The 21761-nt window shown below is 72.6% G+C and carries 19 protein-coding genes; 12 read left to right on the top strand and 7 right to left on the bottom strand.

Features of this window, described 5'->3' with window-relative positions; translation table 11 throughout:
- The first annotated feature begins 222 nt into the window (after positions 1 to 222).
- The 3 genes from EES42_RS00230 (at position 223) to EES42_RS00220 (ending at position 3478) form a co-directional block, all read left to right on the top strand.
- Positions 223 to 1068 carry a GNAT family N-acetyltransferase gene (locus EES42_RS00230; protein WP_206433325.1) on the top strand — a complete coding sequence of 282 codons (846 nt, stop codon included), beginning with the start codon at positions 223 to 225 and terminating at the stop codon, positions 1066 to 1068.
- Positions 1069 to 1133: 65 nt separating this feature from the next.
- A complete protein-coding gene (locus tag EES42_RS00225; RefSeq protein ID WP_124716086.1) occupies positions 1134 to 1703 on the top strand; it encodes a GNAT family N-acetyltransferase in 570 nt (189 codons plus the stop codon).
- Positions 1704 to 1783: 80 nt separating this feature from the next.
- Positions 1784 to 3478 carry a proline--tRNA ligase gene (locus EES42_RS00220; RefSeq protein ID WP_124716085.1) on the top strand — a complete coding sequence of 565 codons (1695 nt, stop codon included), beginning with the start codon at positions 1784 to 1786 and terminating at the stop codon, positions 3476 to 3478.
- 63 nt (positions 3479 to 3541) lie between these two features.
- On the opposite strand, the gene EES42_RS00215 is transcribed toward EES42_RS00220, so the two are convergent.
- From EES42_RS00215 to EES42_RS00205, 3 genes are read right to left on the bottom strand one after another with little or no spacing between them, the layout of a single operon-like run.
- Positions 3542 to 4447, bottom strand: a complete 906-nt coding sequence (locus EES42_RS00215) for an aminoglycoside phosphotransferase family protein (protein WP_124716084.1) — start codon at positions 4445 to 4447, stop codon at positions 3542 to 3544.
- Between the two features lie 28 nt (positions 4448 to 4475).
- Positions 4476 to 4994 (bottom strand): ferritin-like domain-containing protein, encoded by a 519-nt coding sequence (locus tag EES42_RS00210; RefSeq protein WP_124716083.1) that lies wholly within the window; start codon positions 4992 to 4994, stop codon positions 4476 to 4478.
- A complete protein-coding gene (locus EES42_RS00205; protein ID WP_124716082.1) occupies positions 4991 to 5518 on the bottom strand; it encodes a hypothetical protein in 528 nt (175 codons plus the stop codon). The genes EES42_RS00210 and EES42_RS00205 overlap by 4 nt, the downstream gene beginning before the upstream one ends.
- A 185-nt stretch (positions 5519 to 5703) precedes the next feature.
- Between EES42_RS00205 and rimP the strand changes: the two genes are divergently transcribed.
- The 9 genes from rimP to EES42_RS00160 all read left to right on the top strand — a co-directional run bounded on the left by rimP (position 5704) and on the right by EES42_RS00160 (position 17629).
- A complete protein-coding gene (gene rimP, locus EES42_RS00200) occupies positions 5704 to 6201 on the top strand; it encodes a ribosome maturation factor RimP (protein ID WP_124716081.1) in 498 nt (165 codons plus the stop codon).
- 2 nt (positions 6202 to 6203) lie between these two features.
- A complete protein-coding gene (gene nusA / locus EES42_RS00195) occupies positions 6204 to 7244 on the top strand; it encodes a transcription termination factor NusA (protein WP_072489327.1) in 1041 nt (346 codons plus the stop codon).
- A 111-nt stretch (positions 7245 to 7355) separates the two neighbouring features.
- On the top strand, positions 7356 to 7634 hold the full coding sequence (locus tag EES42_RS00190; RefSeq protein WP_072489326.1) for a YlxR family protein: 279 nt from the start codon (positions 7356 to 7358) through the stop codon (positions 7632 to 7634).
- A 147-nt stretch (positions 7635 to 7781) separates the two neighbouring features.
- Entirely contained in the window at positions 7782 to 10880 is a 3099-nt protein-coding gene (infB, locus tag EES42_RS00185; RefSeq protein WP_124716080.1) for a translation initiation factor IF-2, read from the top strand.
- A gap of 168 nt (positions 10881 to 11048) precedes the next feature.
- Positions 11049 to 11345 (top strand): DUF503 domain-containing protein, encoded by a 297-nt coding sequence (locus EES42_RS00180; protein ID WP_072489324.1) that lies wholly within the window; start codon positions 11049 to 11051, stop codon positions 11343 to 11345.
- Positions 11346 to 11370: 25 nt separating this feature from the next.
- A complete protein-coding gene (gene rbfA, locus EES42_RS00175; protein WP_124716079.1) occupies positions 11371 to 11823 on the top strand; it encodes a 30S ribosome-binding factor RbfA in 453 nt (150 codons plus the stop codon).
- Positions 11820 to 12716 (top strand): tRNA pseudouridine(55) synthase TruB, encoded by an 897-nt coding sequence (gene truB, locus EES42_RS00170; protein ID WP_124716078.1) that lies wholly within the window; start codon positions 11820 to 11822, stop codon positions 12714 to 12716. The genes rbfA and truB overlap by 4 nt, the downstream gene beginning before the upstream one ends.
- Before the next feature lie 190 nt (positions 12717 to 12906).
- On the top strand, positions 12907 to 16632 hold the full coding sequence (locus tag EES42_RS00165; RefSeq protein ID WP_124716077.1) for a S1 family peptidase: 3726 nt from the start codon (positions 12907 to 12909) through the stop codon (positions 16630 to 16632).
- A 43-nt stretch (positions 16633 to 16675) separates the two neighbouring features.
- A complete protein-coding gene (locus EES42_RS00160; RefSeq protein WP_124716076.1) occupies positions 16676 to 17629 on the top strand; it encodes a bifunctional riboflavin kinase/FAD synthetase in 954 nt (317 codons plus the stop codon).
- A 78-nt stretch (positions 17630 to 17707) separates the two neighbouring features.
- Here EES42_RS00160 and EES42_RS00155 read toward each other — a convergent pair whose 3' ends face one another.
- From EES42_RS00155 to EES42_RS00140, 4 genes are read right to left on the bottom strand one after another with little or no spacing between them, the layout of a single operon-like run.
- On the bottom strand, positions 17708 to 18703 hold the full coding sequence (locus EES42_RS00155; RefSeq protein WP_124716075.1) for an ABC transporter ATP-binding protein: 996 nt from the start codon (positions 18701 to 18703) through the stop codon (positions 17708 to 17710).
- The gene (locus EES42_RS00150; RefSeq protein WP_124716074.1) at positions 18700 to 19731 is read right to left on the bottom strand and encodes an ABC transporter ATP-binding protein; all 1032 of its coding nucleotides are present in this window, start codon (positions 19729 to 19731) and stop codon (positions 18700 to 18702) included. Before EES42_RS00150 ends, EES42_RS00155 begins: the two co-directional genes overlap by 4 nt.
- On the bottom strand, positions 19728 to 20669 hold the full coding sequence (locus tag EES42_RS00145; RefSeq protein ID WP_124716073.1) for an ABC transporter permease: 942 nt from the start codon (positions 20667 to 20669) through the stop codon (positions 19728 to 19730). The genes EES42_RS00150 and EES42_RS00145 overlap by 4 nt, the downstream gene beginning before the upstream one ends.
- Positions 20666 to 21748, bottom strand: coding sequence for an ABC transporter permease (locus tag EES42_RS00140; protein WP_124716072.1), 1083 nt, complete (start codon positions 21746 to 21748; stop codon positions 20666 to 20668). Before EES42_RS00140 ends, EES42_RS00145 begins: the two co-directional genes overlap by 4 nt.
- Positions 21749 to 21761: the final 13 nt, after the last annotated feature.

Raw genomic sequence — 21761 nt, 5'->3', positions numbered from 1 at the left:
CAGATGGAGAAGGACGGCATCGCCTCCGGCGAGCCCGAGGTCTCCGTCAGCTGAACCGATGACCCGCACCACAGCGCCCCGCCGGACGAACGCCGTCCGGCGGGGCGCTGCCGTGAGTGACCTCACGGCCTGCCGCAGCCCCTGTTCACAGGCACGGGCGGCACGGACGATCCGCTTCGGTTACAGTGCGGAAATCAGCAGACCGCATGGTGAGGCCCCCTCGTGTTGACGCAGACCACCACCCGGGTCCTCGAACCCAGCGACCTCGGAGCCGCTCTCGCCGTCCTGGAGAGCGAGCCCGTCGCCAACGCCTTCGTGACGTCCCGCGTCCAGATCGCAGGCCTGGACCCCTGGCGCCTCGGCGGCGAGATGTGGGGCTGGTACGCCGACGGACGGCTCCGCTCGCTCTGCTACTCGGGCGCCAACCTCGTCCCCATCTGCGCCACCCCCGAAGCCGTCCGGGCCTTCGCCGACCGCGCCCGCCGGGCCGGCCGCCGCTGCTCCTCGATCGTCGGCCCCGCCGAGCCCACCGCCCAGCTGTGGCGGCTGCTCGAACCCGGCTGGGGCCCGGCCCGCGAGGTCCGGGCGAACCAGCCGCTGATGGTCACCGAGAGCCCGTCCGCCGATGTGACCCCCGACCCCTTGGTCCGCCGGATCCGCAAGGACGAGATGGACATCCTGATGCCGGCCTGCGTGGCGATGTTCACCGAGGAGGTCGGTATCTCCCCGCTCGCGGGCGACGGCGGACTCCTCTACCAGGCACGCGTCGCCGAACTCATCGGAGCCGGCCGCTCGTTCGCCCGGATCGACGACGGCAAGGTCGTCTTCAAGGCCGAGATCGGCGCCGCGACCCCGCAGGCCTGCCAGATCCAGGGCGTCTGGGTGGCGCCCGAACACCGCGGCCGCGGACTCTCCGAAACCGGCATGGCGGCGGTCGTGCGCTACGCGCTCGCCGAGGTCGCCCCCGTCGTCAGCCTCTACGTGAACGACTACAACACCCCCGCGCGCCGGTCCTACGCCCGGGTCGGCTTCAAGGAGACCGGCGCGTTCATGAGCGTGCTGTTCTGACCGGCCGGTGGCCGACGGCCACCCATCCGTACCCCGTTGCCCACCGGGGCCAGTAGGGTCGGCGCATGGCAGCAGTTTCCGGGGGCGGCCCCCGCATTCCCAGCGTCCGGATCGGGCCGGTCGACCTCGCCGCGCGCGTGGACGAGGCGCTCGCCGTACAGGCTGTCGCCTTCGGCCTGGGGCCCGAAGAGGTCGAGGTACGGCGCCACATCGTCCTCAGACACCTCGACCACCCCCACGCCCGCGCCCTCGGCGCCACCACCGCCGGCGGGCGGCTCGTCGGCTTCGTCTACGGCATGCCCAACGAGCGCGGCCAGTGGTGGTCCACCGTCGTCGAGCCGTACCTCCGCGCCACCGGCAGCGTGCACTGGCTCGACGACTCGTTCGTCATCACCGAGCTGCACGTCCTGCCGGAGTTCCAGAACCGGGGCATCGGACGCACACTGATCACCGCCATCACCGACGCCGTCGACCAGCCCCGGTCCATCCTCTCGGCCATCGACACCGAGAGCCCGGCACGTGGCCTGTACCGCAGTCTCGGCTACCAGGACCTGGCCCGGCAGGTGCTCTTCCCCAGCGCTCCCAAGCCCTACGCGGTGATGGGAGCCCCGCTCCCCCTGCGTCGCAAGGGCTAGTACCGCGGGCAATGGATTTCCGCCCACCCGCACCGCCCGGCTAACCTCCTGCACATCACCCTTCCGAGCAGGAGTTCATCATGGCCCAGGTCCAGCGCATGTCCCGATTGATGATCAAGACACTGCGCGACGACCCGGCCGACGCCGAGACGCTCAACCACAAGCTGCTCGTCCGGGCCGGATACGTACGTCGCACCGCGGCCGGAATCTGGACCTGGCTGCCGCTCGGCAAGAAGGTCCTGGAGAACATCACCCGCGTCGTGCGCGAGGAGATGGACGCCATCGGCGGCCAGGAGGTGCTGCTGCCCGCACTGCTGCCCAAGGAGGCGTACGAGGCGAGCGGCCGCTACGACGAGTACGGCGACCTGCTGTTCCGGCTCAAGGACCGCAAGGGCGCCGACTACCTCCTCGGCCCCACCCACGAGGAGATCTTCACCCAGGTCGTCAAGGACATGTGCTCGTCCTACAAGGACCTGCCCGTGATCCTGTACCAGATCCAGACCAAGTACCGCGACGAGGCCCGCCCCCGCGCCGGTGTGCTGCGCGGCCGCGAGTTCCAGATGAAGGACTCGTACTCCTTCGACACCACCGACGAGGGTCTCGCCGAGGCGTACCAGCTGCACCGCGCCGCCTACATCCGGATCTTCGAGCGCCTCGGCCTCGACCACCGGATCGTCTCCGCCGTCTCCGGCGCCATGGGCGGCTCCGCCTCCGAGGAGTTCCTGGCGCCCGCGCCCGCCGGCGAGGACACCTTCGTCGACTGCCCGAACTGCGACTACGCCGCCAACACCGAGGCCGTCACCTTCAAGGCGGTCGCCGCGGACGGTTCCGCGCACGGCCCCGTCGAGGAGCTGGACACCCCCGACACCCCGACCATCGAGACCCTCGCCGCGCACCTGGGCGTCGAGGCCTCCGCGACCCTGAAGAACCTGCTGGTCAAGGTCGACGGCGAGATCGTGGCCGTGGGCGTGCCCGGCGACCGCGAGGTCGACCTCGGCAAGCTCGGCGAGCACCTCGCGCCCGCCGTCGTCGAACTGGTCACCGCCGAGGACTTCGAGGGCCGCGAGGACCTGGTACGCGGCTACGTCGGCCCGCAGGGACTGGAGAAGGTCCGCTACATCGCCGACCCGCGCGTCGCCGCCGGCACTGCCTGGATCACGGGTGCCAACAAGGAGGGCAAGCACGCGAGGAACGTCGTCGCGGGCCGTGACTTCGAGGTCGACGACTACCTCGACGTCGTCGTCGTCGAGGCGGGCGACCCCTGCCCCAACTGCGGCAGCGGACTCCGGGTGGACCGCGCCATCGAGATCGGCCACATCTTCCAGCTCGGCCGCAAGTACGCCGACATCTTCTCGCTCGACGTCCTCGGCCAGCAGGGCAAGCCCGTCCGCGTCACCATGGGCTCGTACGGCATCGGCGTCTCCCGCGCCGTAGCCGCGCTCGCCGAGCAGACCGCCGACGACAAGGGCCTGTGCTGGCCCCGCGAGATCGCCCCGGCCGATGTGCACGTCGTCGCGGCGGGCAAGGCGCTCCAGACCGAACTGGCCCTGGACGTCTCCGAGAAGCTGAACGCCGCGGGTCTGCGCGTCCTGGTCGACGACCGTCCGGGCGTCTCGCCCGGCGTCAAGTTCACCGACTCCGAGCTCATCGGCGTGCCGAAGATCCTGGTCGCCGGCCGCCGCTCGGCCGAGGGCGTCCTGGAGCTGAAGGACCGCCGCACCGGCGAGCGCGAGGAGCTCACCGTCGACGAGGCGATCGCCCGCCTCACCGCCTGACACCCCGGAAGGCCGCAGGCCCCCCGCGCACCGTACGCGGGGGGCCTGCGGCCTTCCGTCGTCCTACAGCCAGCTCGCGAACTCCAGCGTCAGCTCGCCCTCCTGGCGGCGGCCGGCCGCCAGCGCCCGGGTTCCCGACTCCACGGCACGGAACAGCGTCCAGCCGTGCAGCCGCTCCCGGTCCACGTCCAGCGAATCGGCCAGCTTCTTGACCCGGCGGCGGGCCGTCACCGCGCCGCCGGGCGAGGCGATCAGATCCTCGACGCGGTCGCGCACCAGCCGCGCCAGATCGTAGGCACGCTCACCGACCAGCGGCTCCGGGCCGACCGTCAGCCACGGCACCCGCTCCCCGGCCAGCACCTTGCTCTGCCGGAAGTTGCCGTGCAGCAGCAGGAGTTCGGGGGAGTGGGCGACCAGCTCCTCGCGAGCCGCGAGCGCCGCGGAGACCAGCGGCTCCAGGCCCGGGTCGGCCGCCGCGCCCGCCCGCATCGGTGCGACACGGCGCCCGGTCCGTTCGGCGACCGTCTCGAAACCGTGCCCGGCCGGCGGCTCGACCCACAGCCGGCGCACCGTTCCCGCCGCCTCCAGCAGCGCCTTCGCCTCCGGCAGCGAACGCAGCGACACCTCGGGGTGCAGCCGCTCCAGCAGCAGTGCGCCGGGTCCGGATGCGACGAGCTGCACCGCGCCCCAGCCGTTCCAGTGGGCCAGCGCCGCCCGTTCGAGCTCGGGCTCGGCCCCGGGCGGCGCGATCTTCAGCGCGGCCGGGGTGCCGTCGGCGCAGGTCACCAGCAGGACCAGACTGCTGCGGCCGCCCGGGGCGGCCACCCGCTCCACGGTCGTGTCCTGCCCGGTGGCGGACAGTGCTTCCTCGGTCAGTGCGGGAAGCCGCGCGAGCCAGTCGGCGGCGCCTTCGTCCCCGTACGACTCGCCCAGCGCCCGCACCAGACGCTGCGGCGGTTCGAAACCCATACGTGCCTTGTTCCCTTTCAGAGCTCTTTCAGTGCGTCCCACCGGACCCGTTCGTCCCACCGGACCCGCTCGCCCCGCCGGCCCCGCTCTTCGCGGCGGCCCCGGCGCTCGCGCCGGTGCCTTCGGAGGCCCGCTCCGCGAGCCCGGGAAAGGCTACGCTGCCGCCCCGCCAGCGGACCGCGCGCACCGCGGCCTCCCGCAGCGCGTCGGCGGCCTCCCGCCTGAGCGGCCCCTCGGCGGCCCGTACGAGATCGGAGTACACGCCCGCGACCCGGTCCTCCAGCACGGCCGCCAGCCGCACCGCCGCGGCCGGGTCCGGCACGGCGAACGGCAGAGCGTACGCGGCCTGCGCCGCCACCGGCTCACCGCCCAGCCCGCGCACGGTCCGCGTCAGCGCGTCGCGCCGGGCCCGGTGCGCGTGGTAGGCCGCTGTCGCCTCGGCCCGGCGGTTCTCGGCGACCCGGCCGCCGACCACCCCGTACCCGTACACCGCCGCGTGTTCGGCGGCCAGGGCCGCCTGTGCGGCGTTCCGTGTCCCGGCGCTCATGACGAGGTCTCCTTGGCCAGTCCGGTCAGCAGATAGGCGTGGGCCGCGCCCGCCGCCGCGATCGACGCCAGCAGCCGGGCCAGCTCCGGCGGGGCCTCCATCAGGGCCGCCAGATGCGCGTCCGCGGCACGGCGCTCCGCCGCGGCCAGCTCCCTGACGGCGGACCGGGCGTCGGTCGCGCGCGACCGCGTGAAGGCGAGCGCCTGCGCGCCGCCGGGGGCCAGCGCCTTCGCGTGGGCGCGCACCGCGTCCCGCAGTGGCGCGAGCCCCGCGGCGGTCGCCGGATGGGCCCTGACCACGTGCTCGTACCCGCCGAGCAGTTCCAGACTGGTCCGGGCGGCCGCCGCCCGGATCTTCTTCTCGGCCCGTGCCGCCGAGGCCTGCTCGGCCGCGGTCGCCGCCCCGGACCGGCCGGAGTCCTTCCCGCTGCCGGGCCCGTCACCGCAGCCGGCCAGCACCGCCCCGAGGGCGATCGCCCCCGTCGCGCCGAACACACCTCTGCGCGTCGTCCCCGTGCGCCGCACCTGTTCTCCTTCGGGCCCAGCTTCCTGGCCCTGACTTGACTGGATCTGTCCTGAAGTGATCACCGCAGGCGAGCGTACCCGCGGCCGCGGAGCCGGCGGACGGCAACACCCCTCGGGACCGGATACCCTTTGACCTGACACGCGACGATCCCCACAACAGCACACGCGGCCGAGGAGTCACCCGGATGAGCACCACCCAGAGCGAGAGGCTGCGCGGGCTGCTCGAACCGCTCGTCAGCGCCGAACAGCTTGATCTCGAAGAGATCGAGGTGTCCCGGGCCGGCCGCCGCCGCGTGCTGCGGATCATCGTGGACTCCGAAGAGGGCGTCGAGCTGGACGCCTGCGCCGAGCTGAGCCGCGCGATCTCCGAGAAGCTCGACGAGACCGACGCGATGGGCGACGACGAGTACGTCCTCGAAGTCAGTTCCCCCGGTGCCGACCGTCCGCTGACGGAGCACCGCCACTACGTACGTGCCACGGGCCGCCTGGCCAAGCTGCATCTGCGCGAGGGCGGCGAGCTGGTGGCCCGCATCCTCGCCGTGGACGAAGAAGGCCTCGACCTCGAAGTGCCGGGCGTCAAGGGCCGCAAGCCCACGTCCCGCCGGGTCGCCTTCGACGAGATCGCCAAGGCGCGCGTGGAGATCGAATTCAGCCGCAAGGACAAGAAGGAAGAGGAGGCGTAGCCGTGGACATCGATGTGAAGCTCTTGAAGGGCTTGGCACAGGACAAGGAGATCCCCTTCGACGTGCTCGTCGAGGCGATCGAGTCGGCCCTCCTCATCGCCTACCACCGTACCGACGGAAGCCACCGCCGCGCGCGAGTGAAGCTCGACGAGCGCGGCCATGTGACGGTGTGGGCGAAGGAGGACCCGGCCGACCTGGAAGAGGGCCAGGAGCCCAAGGAGTTCGACGACACCCCGTCCGGGTTCGGCCGGATCGCCGCGACCACCGCCAAGCAGGTCATCCTGCAGCGGCTGCGCGACGCCGAGGACGACAGGACCTTCGGTGAGTACGCGGGCCACGAGGGCGATGTCGTCACCGGCGTCGTCCAGCAGGGCAAGGACCCGAAGAACGTCCTGGTCGACATCGGCAAGCTGGAAGCGATCCTGCCGGTGCAGGAGCAGGTGCCGGGCGAGGAGTACACCCACGGCCTGCGGCTGCGCACCTACGTCGTACGGGTCGCCAAGGGTGTCCGGGGCCCGTCCGTGACGCTGTCGCGGACCCACCCCAACCTGGTGAAGAAGCTCTTCGCGCTGGAGGTGCCGGAGATCGCCGACGGTTCCGTCGAGATCTGTGCCATCGCCCGCGAGGCCGGTCACCGCACCAAGATCGCGGTCCGTTCGACCCGCTCCGGGCTGAACGCCAAGGGCGCCTGCATCGGCCCGATGGGCGGCCGGGTGCGCAATGTCATGGCCGAGCTGCACGGCGAGAAGATCGACATCGTGGACTGGTCGGACGACCCGGCCGAGATGGTGGCCAACGCGCTGTCGCCCGCACGGGTGAGCGAGGTCGAGGTCGTCGACCTCGGCGCCCGGTCCGCCCGGGTCACCGTGCCGGACTACCAGCTGTCGCTGGCGATCGGCAAGGAGGGGCAGAATGCCCGCCTCGCCGCCCGTCTCACCGGCTGGCGCATCGACATCCGCCCGGACACCGAGACCGACGCCGAGCGCGACGTCGCCGACCGGGAGCGTGCCGAACGGGCCCGCGAGCGGTCCGAGCGGCGCTGAACCGGCGTCGTCGGGAATATTTCTCAGTGGCAATGCCGCTGAGATCACGACAACATCCGTTCGATTTTTGCCCCAAAGGGGTGAGGTCGGTGCGGGGAGGTAGACTTAGCCGTGTCTGGCCGGACGCACGCCCGTGCTTGCCCTGAGCGAACCTGTGTGGGATGCCGGGAGCGGGCGGCCAAGAGCGAGCTGCTGCGCATCGTCGCGGACGGGGACGCCTGCGTCCCCGATCCTCGCGGTACGCTGCCCGGCCGGGGTGCATATGTACACCCCGCCTCTGTCTGTCTGGACCTGGCGGTTCGCCGCCGGGCCTTCCCCCGGGCCTTCAAGGCCAAGGGGCCGTTCGACCCCGCCGCAGTGCAGCGGTTCGTCGAGCGGGTGACACCGTAAGAAATGAACGGCACGGGACCCCGTGCGGTCAGGTACCTCGCGAGTTGGAAGTAGGTCGAGATTGCGATGAGCACTCGATGAGTACGCGATGAGTACGCCCATGAAGTAGCGACGGTCCGGCGGTAACCCGGACCTAAAAGGAGCGAAGTGGCTAAGGTCCGGGTATACGAACTCGCCAAGGAGTTCGGCGTCGAGAGCAAGGTCGTCATGGCCAAGCTCCAAGAACTCGGTGAATTCGTCCGTTCGGCGTCCTCGACGATCGAGGCGCCGGTTGTACGCAAGTTGACTGACGCACTGCAGGGGCCCGGCGGCAACGCCGGCAAGTCCGCTGCAAAGCCTGGCGCGCCCCGCAAGGCGACGCCCGCAAAGCCCGCAGCGCCCTCCCCGGCCGCTGCGGCACGTCCCGCTGCCCCGAAGCCCGGCGCCCCGGCCCCCAAGCCGGCCCCCGCCGCACCGGTGAGCAGCACCCCCGCAGCGCCTTCCGCGCCGGCTGCCGGCCCGCGTCCGGGCCCGAAGCCCGCGCCCAAGCCCGCTCCGGTCACCCCGGTGCCCGCCGCCGAGTTCTCGGCTCCGGCTCCGGCCCAGCAGGCTGCCCCGCAGCAGCAGGCCCCGCGTCCCGCGGGTGCCACCCCCGGGCCCCGTCCGACCGGTGGCCGTCCGGCCCCGGCCGGCGGTCAGCGTGACGGTGGCCAGCGTGACGGCGGCCGTGGCGGCGAGCGCGGCGGCGACCGCCCCGCACGTCCCGCGGGCCAGGGCGCACCGCGCCCCGGCGCCCGTCCGGCCGGTCCCCGTCCGGGCAACAACCCCTTCACCTCCGGTGGCTCGACGGGCATGGCCCGTCCGCAGGCGCCCCGTCCCGGCGGCGCCCCGCGTCCCGGTGGCGGCCAGGACCGTCCGGGCGCCCCGCGTCCGCAGGGCGGCCCCGGTGGAGCTCCGCGTCCCCAGGGTCAGGGCGGCGCCCGTCCGACCCCGGGCGGCATGCCCCGTCCGCAGGCTCCCCGTCCGGGCGGTGCCCCGGGCGGTAACCGTCCGAACCCGGGCATGATGCCGCAGCGTCCCGCTGCCGGCCCGCGTCCCGGTGGTGGCCCCGGCGGTGGCCGTGGTCCCGGTGGCGGCGGTCGTCCCGGCGGTGGCGGCGCAGGCCGTCCCGGCGGCGGTGGCTTCGCAGGCCGTCCGGCCGGTCCCGGTGGCGGTGGCGGCGGTTTCGCCGGTCGTCCCGGTGGCGGCGGTGGCGGTGCGGGTCGTCCCGGCGGTGGCGGCGGCTTCGGCGGCCGTCCCGGCTTCGGTGGACGTCCCGGCGGCCCCGGCGGCCGTGGTGGCACACAGGGTGCGTTCGGCCGTCCCGGCGGTCCCGCGCGTCGTGGTCGCAAGTCGAAGCGGCAGAGGCGCCAGGAGTACGAGGCCATGCAGGCCCCGTCGGTGGGCGGCGTCATGCTGCCTCGCGGCAACGGACAGTCCGTCCGTCTGTCGCGCGGTGCCTCCCTCACCGACTTCGCGGAGAAGATCAACGCCAACCCGGCGTCGCTCGTCGCCGTGATGATGAACCTCGGCGAGATGGTCACGGCGACGCAGTCCGTCTCCGACGACACCCTCAGGCTGCTCGCGGACGAGATGAACTACGTCCTTGAGATCGTCAGCCCCGAGGAGGAGGACCGCGAGCTGCTCGAGTCCTTCGACATCGAGTTCGGCGAGGACGAGGGCGGCGAAGAGGCCCTGGTCTCCCGTCCGCCGGTCGTGACCGTCATGGGTCACGTCGACCACGGTAAGACCCGGCTTCTGGACGCGATCCGCAAGACGAACGTCGTCGCGGGCGAGGCCGGCGGCATCACGCAGCACATCGGTGCGTACCAGGTCTCCTCCGAGGTCAACGGCGAGGACCGCAGGATCACCTTCATCGACACCCCGGGTCACGAGGCGTTCACCGCCATGCGTGCCCGTGGTGCGAAGTCCACCGACATCGCGATCCTCGTGGTGGCGGCGAACGACGGTGTGATGCCCCAGACGATCGAGGCGCTGAACCACGCCAAGGCGGCCGACGTGCCGATCGTGGTCGCGGTCAACAAGATCGACGTCGAGGGCGCGGACCCGACCAAGGTGCGCGGTCAGCTCACCGAGTTCGGTCTGGTGGCCGAGGAGTACGGCGGCGACACGATGTTCGTCGACATCTCCGCCAAGCAGGGCCTCAACATCGAGTCCCTCCTGGAGGCCGTCGTCCTCACCGCCGACGCCTCGCTCGACCTGCGGGCCAACCCGGAGCAGGACGCGCAGGGTATTGCGATCGAGTCCCACCTCGACCGCGGCCGCGGTGCCGTCTCCACCGTCCTCGTCCAGCGCGGAACGCTGCGCATCGGCGACACGATGGTGGTCGGCGACGCGTACGGCCGAGTCCGGGCGATGCTCGACGACAACGGCAACAACGTCGAGGAAGCGGGTCCGTCGACCCCCGTCCTCGTGCTCGGTCTCACCAACGTCCCGGGCGCCGGCGACAACTTCCTGGTGGTCGACGAGGACCGTACGGCCCGTCAGATCGCCGAGAAGCGTGCCGCCCGTGAGCGCAACGCCAACTTCGCCCGCAAGGGTGTCCGGTTCTCCCTGGAGAACCTGGACGAGGCGCTCAAGGCCGGTCTGGTCCAGGAGCTCAACCTCATCATCAAGGGCGACGCGTCCGGTTCGGTGGAGGCTCTCGAGTCCTCGCTGCTCCAGCTCGACGTCGGCGACGAGGTCGACATCCGGGTCCTGCACCGCGGTGTGGGTGCGGTCACCGAGTCGGACATCGACCTGGCGACCGGCTCCGACGCCATCGTCATCGGCTTCAACGTCCGCGCTGCCGGGCGTGCCCAGCAGATGGCGGAGCGCGAGGGCGTCGACGTCCGCTACTACTCGGTGATCTACCAGGCCATCGAGGAGATCGAGGCGGCCCTCAAGGGCATGCTCAAGCCGGAGTACGAAGAGGTCGAGCTCGGTACGGCGGAGATCCGCGAGATCTTCCGCTCGTCCAAGCTGGGCAACATCGCCGGTGTGCTGGTCCGCTCCGGCGAGGTCAAGCGCAACACCAAGGCGCGCCTGCTGCGCGATGGCAAGGTCATCGCGGAGAACCTCAACATCTCCGGTCTGCGCCGCTTCAAGGACGACGTCACCGAGATCCGCGAAGGCTTCGAGGGCGGTATCAACCTCGGAAACTTCAACGACATCAAGATCGACGACGTCATCGCGACGTACGAGATGCGCGAGAAGCCGCGAGGCTGATCAACGGGGGATTCCGGGGGGACACCCCCGGACCTCTCCTCAACAGTCGGGGCCGGTCGACGGGTCGTATTTCCGTCGATCGGCCCCGGCCGTTCCGTGTACGGTTCTGGTGTCCCTGCCAAGCACTGGCAGGGCGCGAACCCGAACCGGCGGGACATCCGGACATACATGTATGTGGGGACACTGTCCTTCGATCTGCTTCTCGGCGACGTACGGTCGTTGAAGGAGAAGCGCTCAGTCGTCCGTCCGATCGTCGCCGAGCTCCAGCGGAAATACGCGGTGAGCGCGGCGGAGGTGGGCGGTCAGGATCTCCATCGCAGGGCCGAGATCGGCCTTGCCGTGGTCTCCGGGGACACCGGACACCTCACAGATGTTCTGGACCGGTGCGAGCGACTGGTGGCCGCACGGCCGGAAGTGGAGCTGCTGTCCGTACGGCGGCGGCTGCACAGCGACGAAGACGATTGAGCAAGGCGAAGAAGGAGACGGACCAGTGGCCGACAACGCGCGGGCGAAAAAGCTGGCGGACCTCATCCAGGAGGTGGTCGCCGAGAAACTGCAGCGCGGTATCAAGGACCCGCGTCTGGGTACGCACGTGACGATCACGGACACCCGGGTCACCGGTGACCTGCGGGAGGCCACGGTCTTCTACACGGTCTACGGCGACGACGAGGAGCGGGCGAGCGCCGCGGCCGGTCTGGAGAGTGCCAAGGGCATCCTGCGGTCGGCGGTCGGAGCGGCGGCGGGGACGAAGTTCACGCCCACGCTGGCCTTCGTGGCGGACGCCCTGCCGGGCAACGCCAAGGCCATCGAGGACCTGCTCGACCGGGCGCGTGCCTCGGACGCACGGGTGCGCGAGGCGTCCTCGGGCGCCACGTACGCCGGTGGTGCCGACCCGTACCGCAAGGCGGATGACGAGAACGACGAGGACACCGCCTCCGAATGACACCGCAGAAAACGCCGGACGGCCTTGTCATCGTCGACAAGCCGTCCGGCTTCACTTCGCATGACGTCGTCGCCAAGATGCGCGGCATCGCCCGCACCCGCCGGGTCGGCCACGCCGGCACCCTGGACCCGATGGCGACGGGCGTTCTCGTGCTCGGTGTCGAGAAGGCCACCAAGCTGCTGGGCCATCTCGCACTGACCGAGAAGGAGTACCTCGGCACGATCCGGCTCGGCCAGAACACCGTCACGGACGACGCGGAGGGCGAGATCACCTCGTCCACCGACGCCTCCGGGGTGACCCGTGACGGCATCGACGCCGGCGTCGCGGCCCTGACCGGACCGATCATGCAGGTGCCGTCCAAGGTCAGCGCCATCAAGATCGACGGCAAGCGGTCCTACGCGCGGGTGCGCGGCGGCGAGGAGTTCGAGATCCCGGCCCGGCCGGTGACGATCTCGTCCTTCAACGTCTACGACGTCCGCCAGGAGGTCGCCGAGGACGGCACCCCGGTCGTCGACCTGGTGGTCTCGGTCGTCTGCTCCTCGGGTACGTACATCCGCGCGATCGCCCGGGACCTGGGCGCCGGACTCGGCGTGGGCGGCCATCTGACCGCGCTGCGCCGCACCCGGGTCGGGCCCTACGGACTGGACGCGGCGCGGACGCTCGACCAGCACCAGGAGGAGCTGACCGTGATGCCGGTGGCCGAGGCCGCCGCGTCGGCGTTCCCCCGCTGGGACGTGGACGAGAAGCGCGCCAAGCTGCTGCTCAACGGCGTACGGCTGGACATGCCGGCCTTCCCGCCGGGGCCGGTCGGCGTCTTCGGGCCCGACGGGCGCTTCCTGGTCCTGGTGGAGGAGCAGAAGGGCAAGGCCAAGAGCCTCGCCGTCTTCGCCTGACCGGTATTCCCCTCGTGGAGCGGGCGGGGCAGATCCCTGCGCCCGCTCCACGGTCCCCCACATGTTCTGTCCACCGCACGCCAACAATTCACCCCAATGGGCAGGCGCTCGGAGTGAATCAGGGGTGCATTCGGGGGCGCTTTCACAACGAGCGGTACGGGCGCCGATCATCGGACCTAACGTTCGGACCATGGCAAGCGGGGACCGGGCAGCGCTGGTACGTATCTGCGATTCGGCCGGTCGGCCGCGGGGGACCGGGTTCGTCGCGGACGACCGGGGCACGGTACTGACCAGCCACGAGGCCGTCGACGGCGCCACCCGGCTCGTCCTGCACGGAGCGGGCGGCCGCAGCCGCACCGTCGAGTCCGGCGACATCACCGCGCTGCCGGAGCTGGACCTCGCCCTGCTGCAACCCGGGGGCCCCGCCGAGCTGGGCGTGGAGCCCGCCCCGATCGCCCTGCGGGACCGGATCGACCCCGGTACGTACGTGACGATCGCCGCGCACGGCTGGCGCGAGGCCCGGGTGCTCGGCACCGTCCCCGTGACATACACCGCGAACGGCCGCTGCCACCGGATCGGCGCGGCACTGGAACTGGCGCTCGGCACGGACGGCAGGGACGCGCTGCGGCTCGGCGGCACGGCCGTGGGCGGGCCCGTCGTCGACCCGGCCAGCGGCGCGGTCGTCGCCGTGCTGGGCAGCGCGCTGCGCGCCGGGCACGAGGGCGCGGGGTTCGCCGTGCCGCTCCGGGCAGCCGGCCCCGGCGGCCCGCTCGACGATCTGCTGCGGCGCAACGCGACGAGCGTTCCCGGATACGGACGCGACCTGAATCTCGCGGGCGCCCTGCACCTCACCGCGACCTCGCTCGGCTCGGCGGGCGGCCCCGACGCCCCGACCGACCCGGTCGAACGCCCGGACATCAGCGCGGAGTTCGCCGCCTTCGCGGGCCCGGACCGGCCCTCGTCCGCGCCGGACGGTCCCGCCGTCGTCCTCGCCCTCGTCGGAGCGCCGGGCACCGGCCGCACCACCGAACTGGCCGCGCTCACCGCACGCCGGGCGCGTGGCCCGGTGCCCGCCCCCACCCTCTGGCTGCGCGGCGCCGATCTGCTGGCCGACGACACCTCGGTGGCCGACGCCGTCGCCCGCACGCTGCGCCGGGCCGGACGCATCGTGACCGCCGCCGGAGCCAGGGGCGACATGTCGACCGTCGGCCCCGAGCGGGTGGCCCGGCTGGCCGAGGAGTCCGGGAGCCCGCTGCTCGTCCTGCTCGACGGCCCCGAGGAGATGCCGCCGGCGCTGGCCCACGAGTCCGCCCGGTGGACCGCCGCCACCGTCGAATGGCTGCGGGACAACGGGGCCCGGCTGGTCGTCGCCTGCGGCCCCGAGTACTGGGAGAGCACCGGGGCGCTCTGCCCGCCCGGCGCGCTGCACCACCCCGCCCGGCCCGCCGGGCGGCTGCCCCCGGCGGTCCGCCTCGGCGACCTCACCGCGGGCCAGGCGGCACGGGCCGCCGAGCGGTACGCCATCCCGCCCGGAGCGCTCGCCCCCGGCCACGACCGGCACCCGCTCACCCTGCGCCTGCTCGCGGAGGTGCGCGCCGCACTGCCCGGGGACGTCGACGGGCAGCCCGGCACCGAGGAGGTCTTCGCCGCCCACCTGGACCTGATGTGTCTGCGCGTCGCGGTCCGGATCGCGGCGGCGTCGGGTCCGGCGCCGGGCGGCGGCGCCGTCCGCAGGCTGGCCGCGCGGGTGGCGGGGCAGGTCCACGAGGCGGCGCGGCGCTGTCTGGGCCCCGGGCAGGGGGAGCTGGGCCGGGAGGTCTTCGAGGAGGTCTTCCCCTGGCGCACGGGCTGGGCGTCGGCCGTCCTCACCGAGGGCCTGCTCGTCCCGGCGGGCGCCGGATACCGCTTCGCGCACGAGGAGCTGGGGGACTGGGTGCAGGGCGCCCACCTGGACGTGGACGCGGCGCTGTACGCGCTGGTCCACCGGTGGCACGCGCAGGAGGGGCGGAACGAACAGCCGGGGGCGGCGGCCGGCGAACGCCGTGTCCCGCGTCCCCGGCAGCCGGGGCCGGGCCGCGCAGCCCTGCCGGCGGCGGCGACCGGGCCGCGCACCCTGCCCGTACCCCGCCACCGCATCGGCCCGGTGATCCAGGCGCTGCTGCTCCTGGGCCGCCGCAAAGGCCCCGCCGTGCTCTCCCACCAGCTGGCCGATCTCATCGAGGCGCTGGACCGGCTGTCGGCGCGGACGGATCCGGCGACGGGCGCGGCGGACGCCGCCACGGTCCGGGAGGCCGCCCCCGGCCGTGCCGGGACGCCGGGGCACGACGCCCGCTGGTGGGCGGTCCGGCTGCTCTCCGAGACCCTGCTCCGGGTGCCCGACGCCCGTCCGTATCTGGGCGTGCTGCGGCTCCTGGCCGGGCGGGTGGTACGTCGGGCGGCCTGCGGCGGGCCGGGGGGCCCGGGGACGTACGCCGCGTTCGGGCCGTGGTTCTGGCGGCGGCTGAGGCTCTCCGAGAAGGACCGGATCGACCTGTTCCGGCGGCTCGTCCCCGCCGACGGCCCGCATCGCGGCGAGGCGCGCGGCGACGGAGACCCGGTCTGCGGCACGTACCCCGACGGCGACGGCGGCGAGCGGTTCCTGGACGCCGTGGCGAGACGGCTCGTGGACCGGCCCCGTACCGTGCAGCCACTGCTCTGCGACTGGTTCACCGACGAGCGGCCACTGCCCGCCGGGGACGGGGACGCGCTCCGGCCGACCGTGGCGGCCGCCGCCCAGGCGCTCCTCTACGCCCGCCGGGACCTGGCCGTGGACGACCTCACCGACGCGCTCGTCGCGACCCCCCACCCCAGGGCCGAGGAACTGCTCGGCGCGCTGGCCGAGGACGAACCCTCCGCGCTCTGCCGGGCCGTCCACCGCTGGGCCCACGACGAGGACCGGAGTGCCCGCCGCGCCGCAGCCGCCTCGTACGCCCTGGTCACCGCCGCCCACGCCACCCTCGACGCCGACCGCGCACTGCTGCGCGGATCGGTCCTCGCCCTGCTGGCCCGCCCGGCGGACGCCGCTCTGCACGGGGCCGCGCTCACCCTCCTCGTACAGGATCCGGAGACCAGGGACCGCTACCTTCCGCAGGCGCTCCTGGCCTTCGTCGCGGGCGGGCCCGCGCCGTCCGCCGAGGCGCTCGCCGTCGCCCTGCCCTCCCACCCGGAGCCGGTGCTCGCCGCGTACCGGGAACGGCTCACCCGGCCCGACGACGGGGCGGGCGAGGCCCTGTGCGCGCTTGCCGGGATCGACGCCCCCGCGCTCGCCCTGCACACCGCCGGACTGGTGCGCGCCTACATCGACAGCCACCCCGACGACGCCGTGCACGCGGCCTCGTACCTCGACCGGAGGCTGGAGCGCGGCCCCGCAGCCCGCGCCCTGCTGCTGCCGCTGGTGACCGGGCTGCTGCGGGACCGCCCCGTGCCCCCGCCGGTACGCGGCGCACTCGCCGGGGTGCTCGCCGCGCCCGGGAGCCCCGCCTCCGGGTCGCTGCGGGAACAGCTGCTGGAGGTCCTGCTGGACTTCGAGCAGGACGCCCACCGGGATCCGGTCGTGCTCGACGCGCTGCTGCGGGCCGCCGCGACCGGCTCCGGCACCCGTGCCCCCGCCCGCACCCGCGCCCTGGTCCACCGCACCGGGACGCTGCTGGTCCGTACCCCCGAGGGTGCGGTCCGCTTCGACCGCAGGCTGGTCGGGCTCGCCCGTGACGTGCCCGGATTCGCCGCCCTGGTCACCGGGTGGCTGGCCGACGCACCACAGGAATGGGCGGCGCTCGTCGGCCCCGGCGCACAGCGGACGCTGGAGGCGCTGGGAAGCCCGAAGGCGATGCCGATGCAGGCCGCGCGGCGTGAGCATGGCAGTCTTAGACCTGCGTAAGAGACAAACCCACGTACACAGGTTCGGGCGAGGAGCGGTCAGAGTGCAGCGCTGGCGTGGCTTGGAGGACATCCCCCAGGACTGGGGACGCAGCGTCGTCACCATCGGCTCCTATGACGGGGTGCACCGCGGACACCAGCTGATCATCGGCCGGGCCGTGGAGCGCGCCCGCGAGCTGGGCGTGCCGTCGGTCGTGGTGACCTTCGACCCGCACCCCAGCGAGGTCGTACGGCCCGGCAGCCACCCGCCGCTGCTCGCCCCGCACCACCGGCGTGCCGAGCTGATGGCGGAGCTCGGCGTGGACGCGGTGCTCATCCTGCCGTTCACCACCGAGTTCTCGAAGCTGGCACCGGCCGACTTCATCGTGAAGGTGCTCGTCGACAAGCTGCACGCACAGCTGGTCATCGAAGGGCCGAACTTCCGCTTCGGCCACCGGGCGGCCGGCAACGTCCAGCTGCTCACCGAGTTCGGCGAGACCTACGACTACCGCGTCGAGGTCATCGACCTGTACGTGAGCGGCGAGGCGGGCGGCGGCGAGCCGTTCTCCTCCACCCTCACCCGGCGACTGGTGGCCGAGGGCGACGTCGAGGGCGCCGCCGAGATCCTGGGCCGACCGCACCGGGTCGAGGGCATCGTGGTCCGCGGCGCGCAGCGCGGCCGTGAGCTCGGCTTCCCCACGGCCAACGTGGAGACCCTGCCGCACACCGCGATCCCCGCCGACGGCGTCTACGCGGGCTGGCTGAACGTGAACGGCGAGGCGATGCCCGCCGCGATCTCGGTGGGCACCAACCCGCAGTTCGACGGCACGGAGCGGACGGTGGAGGCGTACGCGATCGACCGCGTCGGCCTCGACCTGTACGGGCTCCACGTCTCGGTGGACTTCCTCGCGTACGTACGCGGGATGCTGAAGTTCGACTCGATCGACGAGCTGCTCGTCGCGATGGCCGCCGATGTGAAGCGGTGCAGCGAGCTGGTCTCCGCGTACGAGCGCGGCTGATCCCCTTTCCTTGCGGGACGACGCGGGGCCGGGACCGTCGTCTCCTTGACGGTCCCGGCCCCGCGTCGTGGTCCTGACCTACGCCCGTGCCTTCGCGGCCGCGACCGCCCAGTGGCACGCCACCTGTGTCTCGCCGCCGCCCGCGAGCACCGGCAGATCCTTCGTACGGCAGTCGTCCGCGACGCCCGCCCGTTCCGCCTCGCCCGAGGCCAGCACCTGGCAGCGGGCGTGGAACCGGCAGCCGGACGGCACCCTGGACGGGTCCGGCGGCTCACCGGTCAGGATCACCGGCTCGGCCCCGGACTCCGGCAGCACCGACAACAGCGCCTGGGTGTACGGGTGCTGAGGAGCCGTCAGAATCTCCTCCACCTTGCCTGTCTCCACGATCCGCCCCAGGTACATCACCGCGACCCGGTCCGCGATGTTCCACGCCAGGCCGAGATCGTGCGTGACCACCAGCGCGGACAGCCCCAGCTCGTCGCGCAGCCGCAGCAGCAGCGCCAGGATCTCGCCGCGCACCGAGGCGTCCAGCGAGGCCACCGGCTCGTCGGCCACGATCAGCTCCGGCTCCAGCACCAGCGCCCCCGCGATCACGACCCGCTGGCGCTGACCGCCGGACAGCTCGTGCGGATACCGCAGGAAGAACCGTTCCGGCGGCCGCAGACCGGCCCGGGACAGCGCCTCGGTGACCGCCGCCCGCTCGTCCCCCGCGTACCCGTGGATCCGCAGCCCCTCGGCGACGGCGTCGTACACCGTGTGCCTCGGATTGAGCGAACCACTGGGGTCCTGGAGCACCAGCTGGACCCGCTTGCGGTACGACTTCAGCGCCCGGCTCGCGTAGTCGAGCGGCTTGCCGCCGAAGGTGACCCGACCGGACGTCGGCGGGACCAGGCCCAGCAGCGAACGGGCCAGCGTCGTCTTGCCGCAGCCGGACTCGCCGACCAGCGCGACGATCTCGCCGGGCCGGATGTCCAGATCGACGCTGTCCACGGCGCGCGCCGGGGCGGCCCCGCGCCGGCCGGGGAAGGTGACGTGCAGTCCCTGGGCGCTGAGCAGGGGAGTGGTGGTTGTCATGGTGTGCTCCTTGCTTCCTCGGCGCCGGGCAGGGCCGGCACCGCGGCCGCCCCCGGCTCCACCAGCACACAGGCGGCCCGCCGCAGCGGCCCCGCGTCCCGCAGCTCCTGGTCCTCGCTCGCACAGGACTCCAGGGCCACCGGGCAGCGCGGGTGGAAGGTGCAGCCGCCGGGCAGCGCCGACGGGTCCGGCGGATCGCCGGGCAGCCCGCGGGGCGCGAACCGGGAGGCCGGGTCGCCGATGCGCGGGAACGCGCCGGACAGGGCCTTGCCGTACGGGTGGTGCGCGTTCTCGTAGACCTCGGACGCCGGGCCCTCCTCGACGACCCGGCCCGCATACATCACCGCGAGCCGGTCGCAGGTGTCGGAGAGCACCGCGAGGTCATGGCTGATCATGATCAGACCGAGGTCCTGCTCGGACACCAGCTGCTCGATCAGCCGCAGGATCTGGGCCTGGATCATCACATCGAGGGCCGTGGTCGGCTCGTCCGCGATGATCAGCCCCGGGTCGCAGGCGAGCGCCATCGCGATCATCACGCGCTGCCGCTGCCCGCCGGAGAGCTCGTGCGGATAGGCGGAGGCGCGGGCGGCGGGCAGTCCCACCTGCTCCAGCAGCTCGCCCGCCCGCTTCGCCGCCGCGGCCTGCGTCGCCTTCTTGTGCAGCAGGATCGGTTCGGCAATCTGGTCGCCGATGCGGTGCACCGCGTTGAGCGAGTGCATCGCGCCCTGGAAGACGATCGACGCCCCCGCCCAGCGCACTGCCCGGACCTGCCCCCACTTCATGGTGAGGACGTCCTCGCCGTTCAGCAGGATCCGGCCGGACACCTTCGTACCGGCGGGCAGCAGCCGCAGCAGCGCGAGCGCCAGCGTCGACTTGCCGCAGCCCGACTCACCGGCGATGCCGAGTTTCTGCCCGGCGTCGACGGAGAGGTTCACGCCACGGACGGCCTGCGCTCCGCCGGCGTACGTCACCGTGAGGTCCCGCACGTCGAGAAGCGGTGTCTTCCGGATGATGCTCGTCGTGCTCAACGGGCCACCCCCAGCTTGGGATTGAGGACGGACTCGATGGCTCGGCCGCACAGTGTGAACGCCAGCGCCACCAGGGCGATGGCGATGCCGGGCGGTGCCAGGTACCACCAGTCGCCCGCGCTGACCGCGCCCGCCTCGCGGGCGTCCTGGAGCATGCCGCCCCAGGAGGTGGTGGTCGGGTCACTGAGACCGAGGAAGGCCAGGGTGGCCTCGGTGAGGATCGCGCTGGAGATCACCAGAGTGGTCTGCGCGAGCACCAGCGGCATCACGTTCGGCAGCACGTGCCGGACCATGATGTGCCCGTGGCCGCCGCCGAGCGCACGGGCCCGTTCGATGTACGGGCGGGACTCCACGGCGAGCGTCTGGGCCCGGACCAGCCGGGCCGTGGTCGGCCAGGTGGTCACCCCGATCGCGATGATGACCGTCCACATCGAGCGGTCCATCACCGTGGCGAGCGCGATCGCGAGGACCAGCGTCGGCATCACCAGGAACCAGTCGGTGATCCGCATCAGGACCGTCGAGTACCAGCCGTGGAAATGGCCCGCGACGATGCCGACGACCGTACCGATGGCGACGCACAGGAACGCCGCGAGCAGGCCGACCGTCAACGAGACCCGGGTGCCCCACACCAGCAGCGCCAGCACACTGCGCCCGAACTGGTCGGTGCCGAGGGGGAATTCACCGCTCGGTGACTCCAGCGCGCCGCCCGGGGCGCCGGTGACGCTCTGCGAGTCGGCGCCGACGAGCTGCGGGGCGAACAGGGCGACCAGCGCGATCAGGACGAGGGCGGCCAGACCCCACAGCCCGCTGCGGTGGCTCCGGTACTCCCGCCAGAAGCGGGCCATGGACCGGCGCTTGCGCGCGCGGGCCAGCGCGCGCGGATTCTGTGCGGCCTCCGCCTTCGTGGGTGTGGGCGTGGGCATGGATTCGGTCGTCATCGGCCCACCCGGGGATCGAGCAGCGGATAGAGCACATCGGCAAGGGTGTTCGCCAGGATCACCGCGGTGGCGAAGACGAAGAACAGCCCTTGTACGAGGGGGAGATCGGGCACGCTGAGCGCCTGGTAGAAGAGGCCGCCGAGGCCCGGCCAGGAGAACACCGTCTCGACCAGGATCTGTCCGGCGACCACATGCCCGAGGTTCACGAACATCAGGGTGAAGGTCGGCAGCATCGCGTTCGGCACGGCGTGCTTGCGGCGCACGACGTCGTCCCGCAGCCCCTTCGCCCGGGCCGTCGTCAGATAGTCGCTGCCCATCTCGTCGAGCAGCGAGGAACGCATCACCAGCAGCGTCTGCGCGTATCCGACCGCGACCAGTGTGATCACCGGCAGGACCAGATGGTGCGCCACGTCGAGGATGTAGGCGAAGCCGGTCTCGTTGCCCGACTCCAGACCGCCCGTCGGGAACATCCCGGGGATCGGGCCGACGCCCACCGAGAAGACGATGATCAGGAGCAGGCCGAGCCAGAACGACGGCACCGAGTAGAGCGTGAGCGCGAACGCGGTGTTGAAGCGGTCGCTTGCGGAACCGTTACGCCAGGCGGTACGGGTGCCGAGCCAGATGCCGAGCGCGGTGTACAGGACGTACGACGTGCCGGTGAGGAGCAGGGTCGCCGGCAGCGCCTCGATGATCTTGTCGATGACCGGCGCGTGGAACTGGAACGAGGTGCCGAAATCGCCTGTGAGGGCGTCGCCGACATACGTCGTGAACTGCTGCCACATCGGCTGGTCGAGGCCGAACTGACGCCGCAGCGACGCGAGTTGTTCGGCGGATACGGGCCGTCCGCCCGTCATCTGCTTCACCGGGTCGCTGGGAATGAGCCGGAACAGGAAGAAGCTGGTGACCAGGACCGCGAACAGCGAGACCGCTGCTCCCGCGATCTTGGCCGCCACGTATTGGAGATAGGCCTTGGTGTTGCGCGCCCGTGGACCGCGGGCGGCCGGCGGTCCGGCCGGAGCCGGGCCTTCGGTGTCCGCGTCCGCGACCTGCACGAGCGCCGGAGTGCTGTCAGCTGTCATGGGGAACTCTCGT

This window comes from Streptomyces sp. ADI95-17 (assembly GCF_003846175.1).
Taxonomy (GTDB): Bacteria; Actinomycetota; Actinomycetes; order Streptomycetales; family Streptomycetaceae; genus Streptomyces; species Streptomyces sanglieri.
The sequence above is the reverse complement of the archived record's forward strand: the minus strand, read 5'-3'. Positions and strand labels throughout refer to the sequence as shown.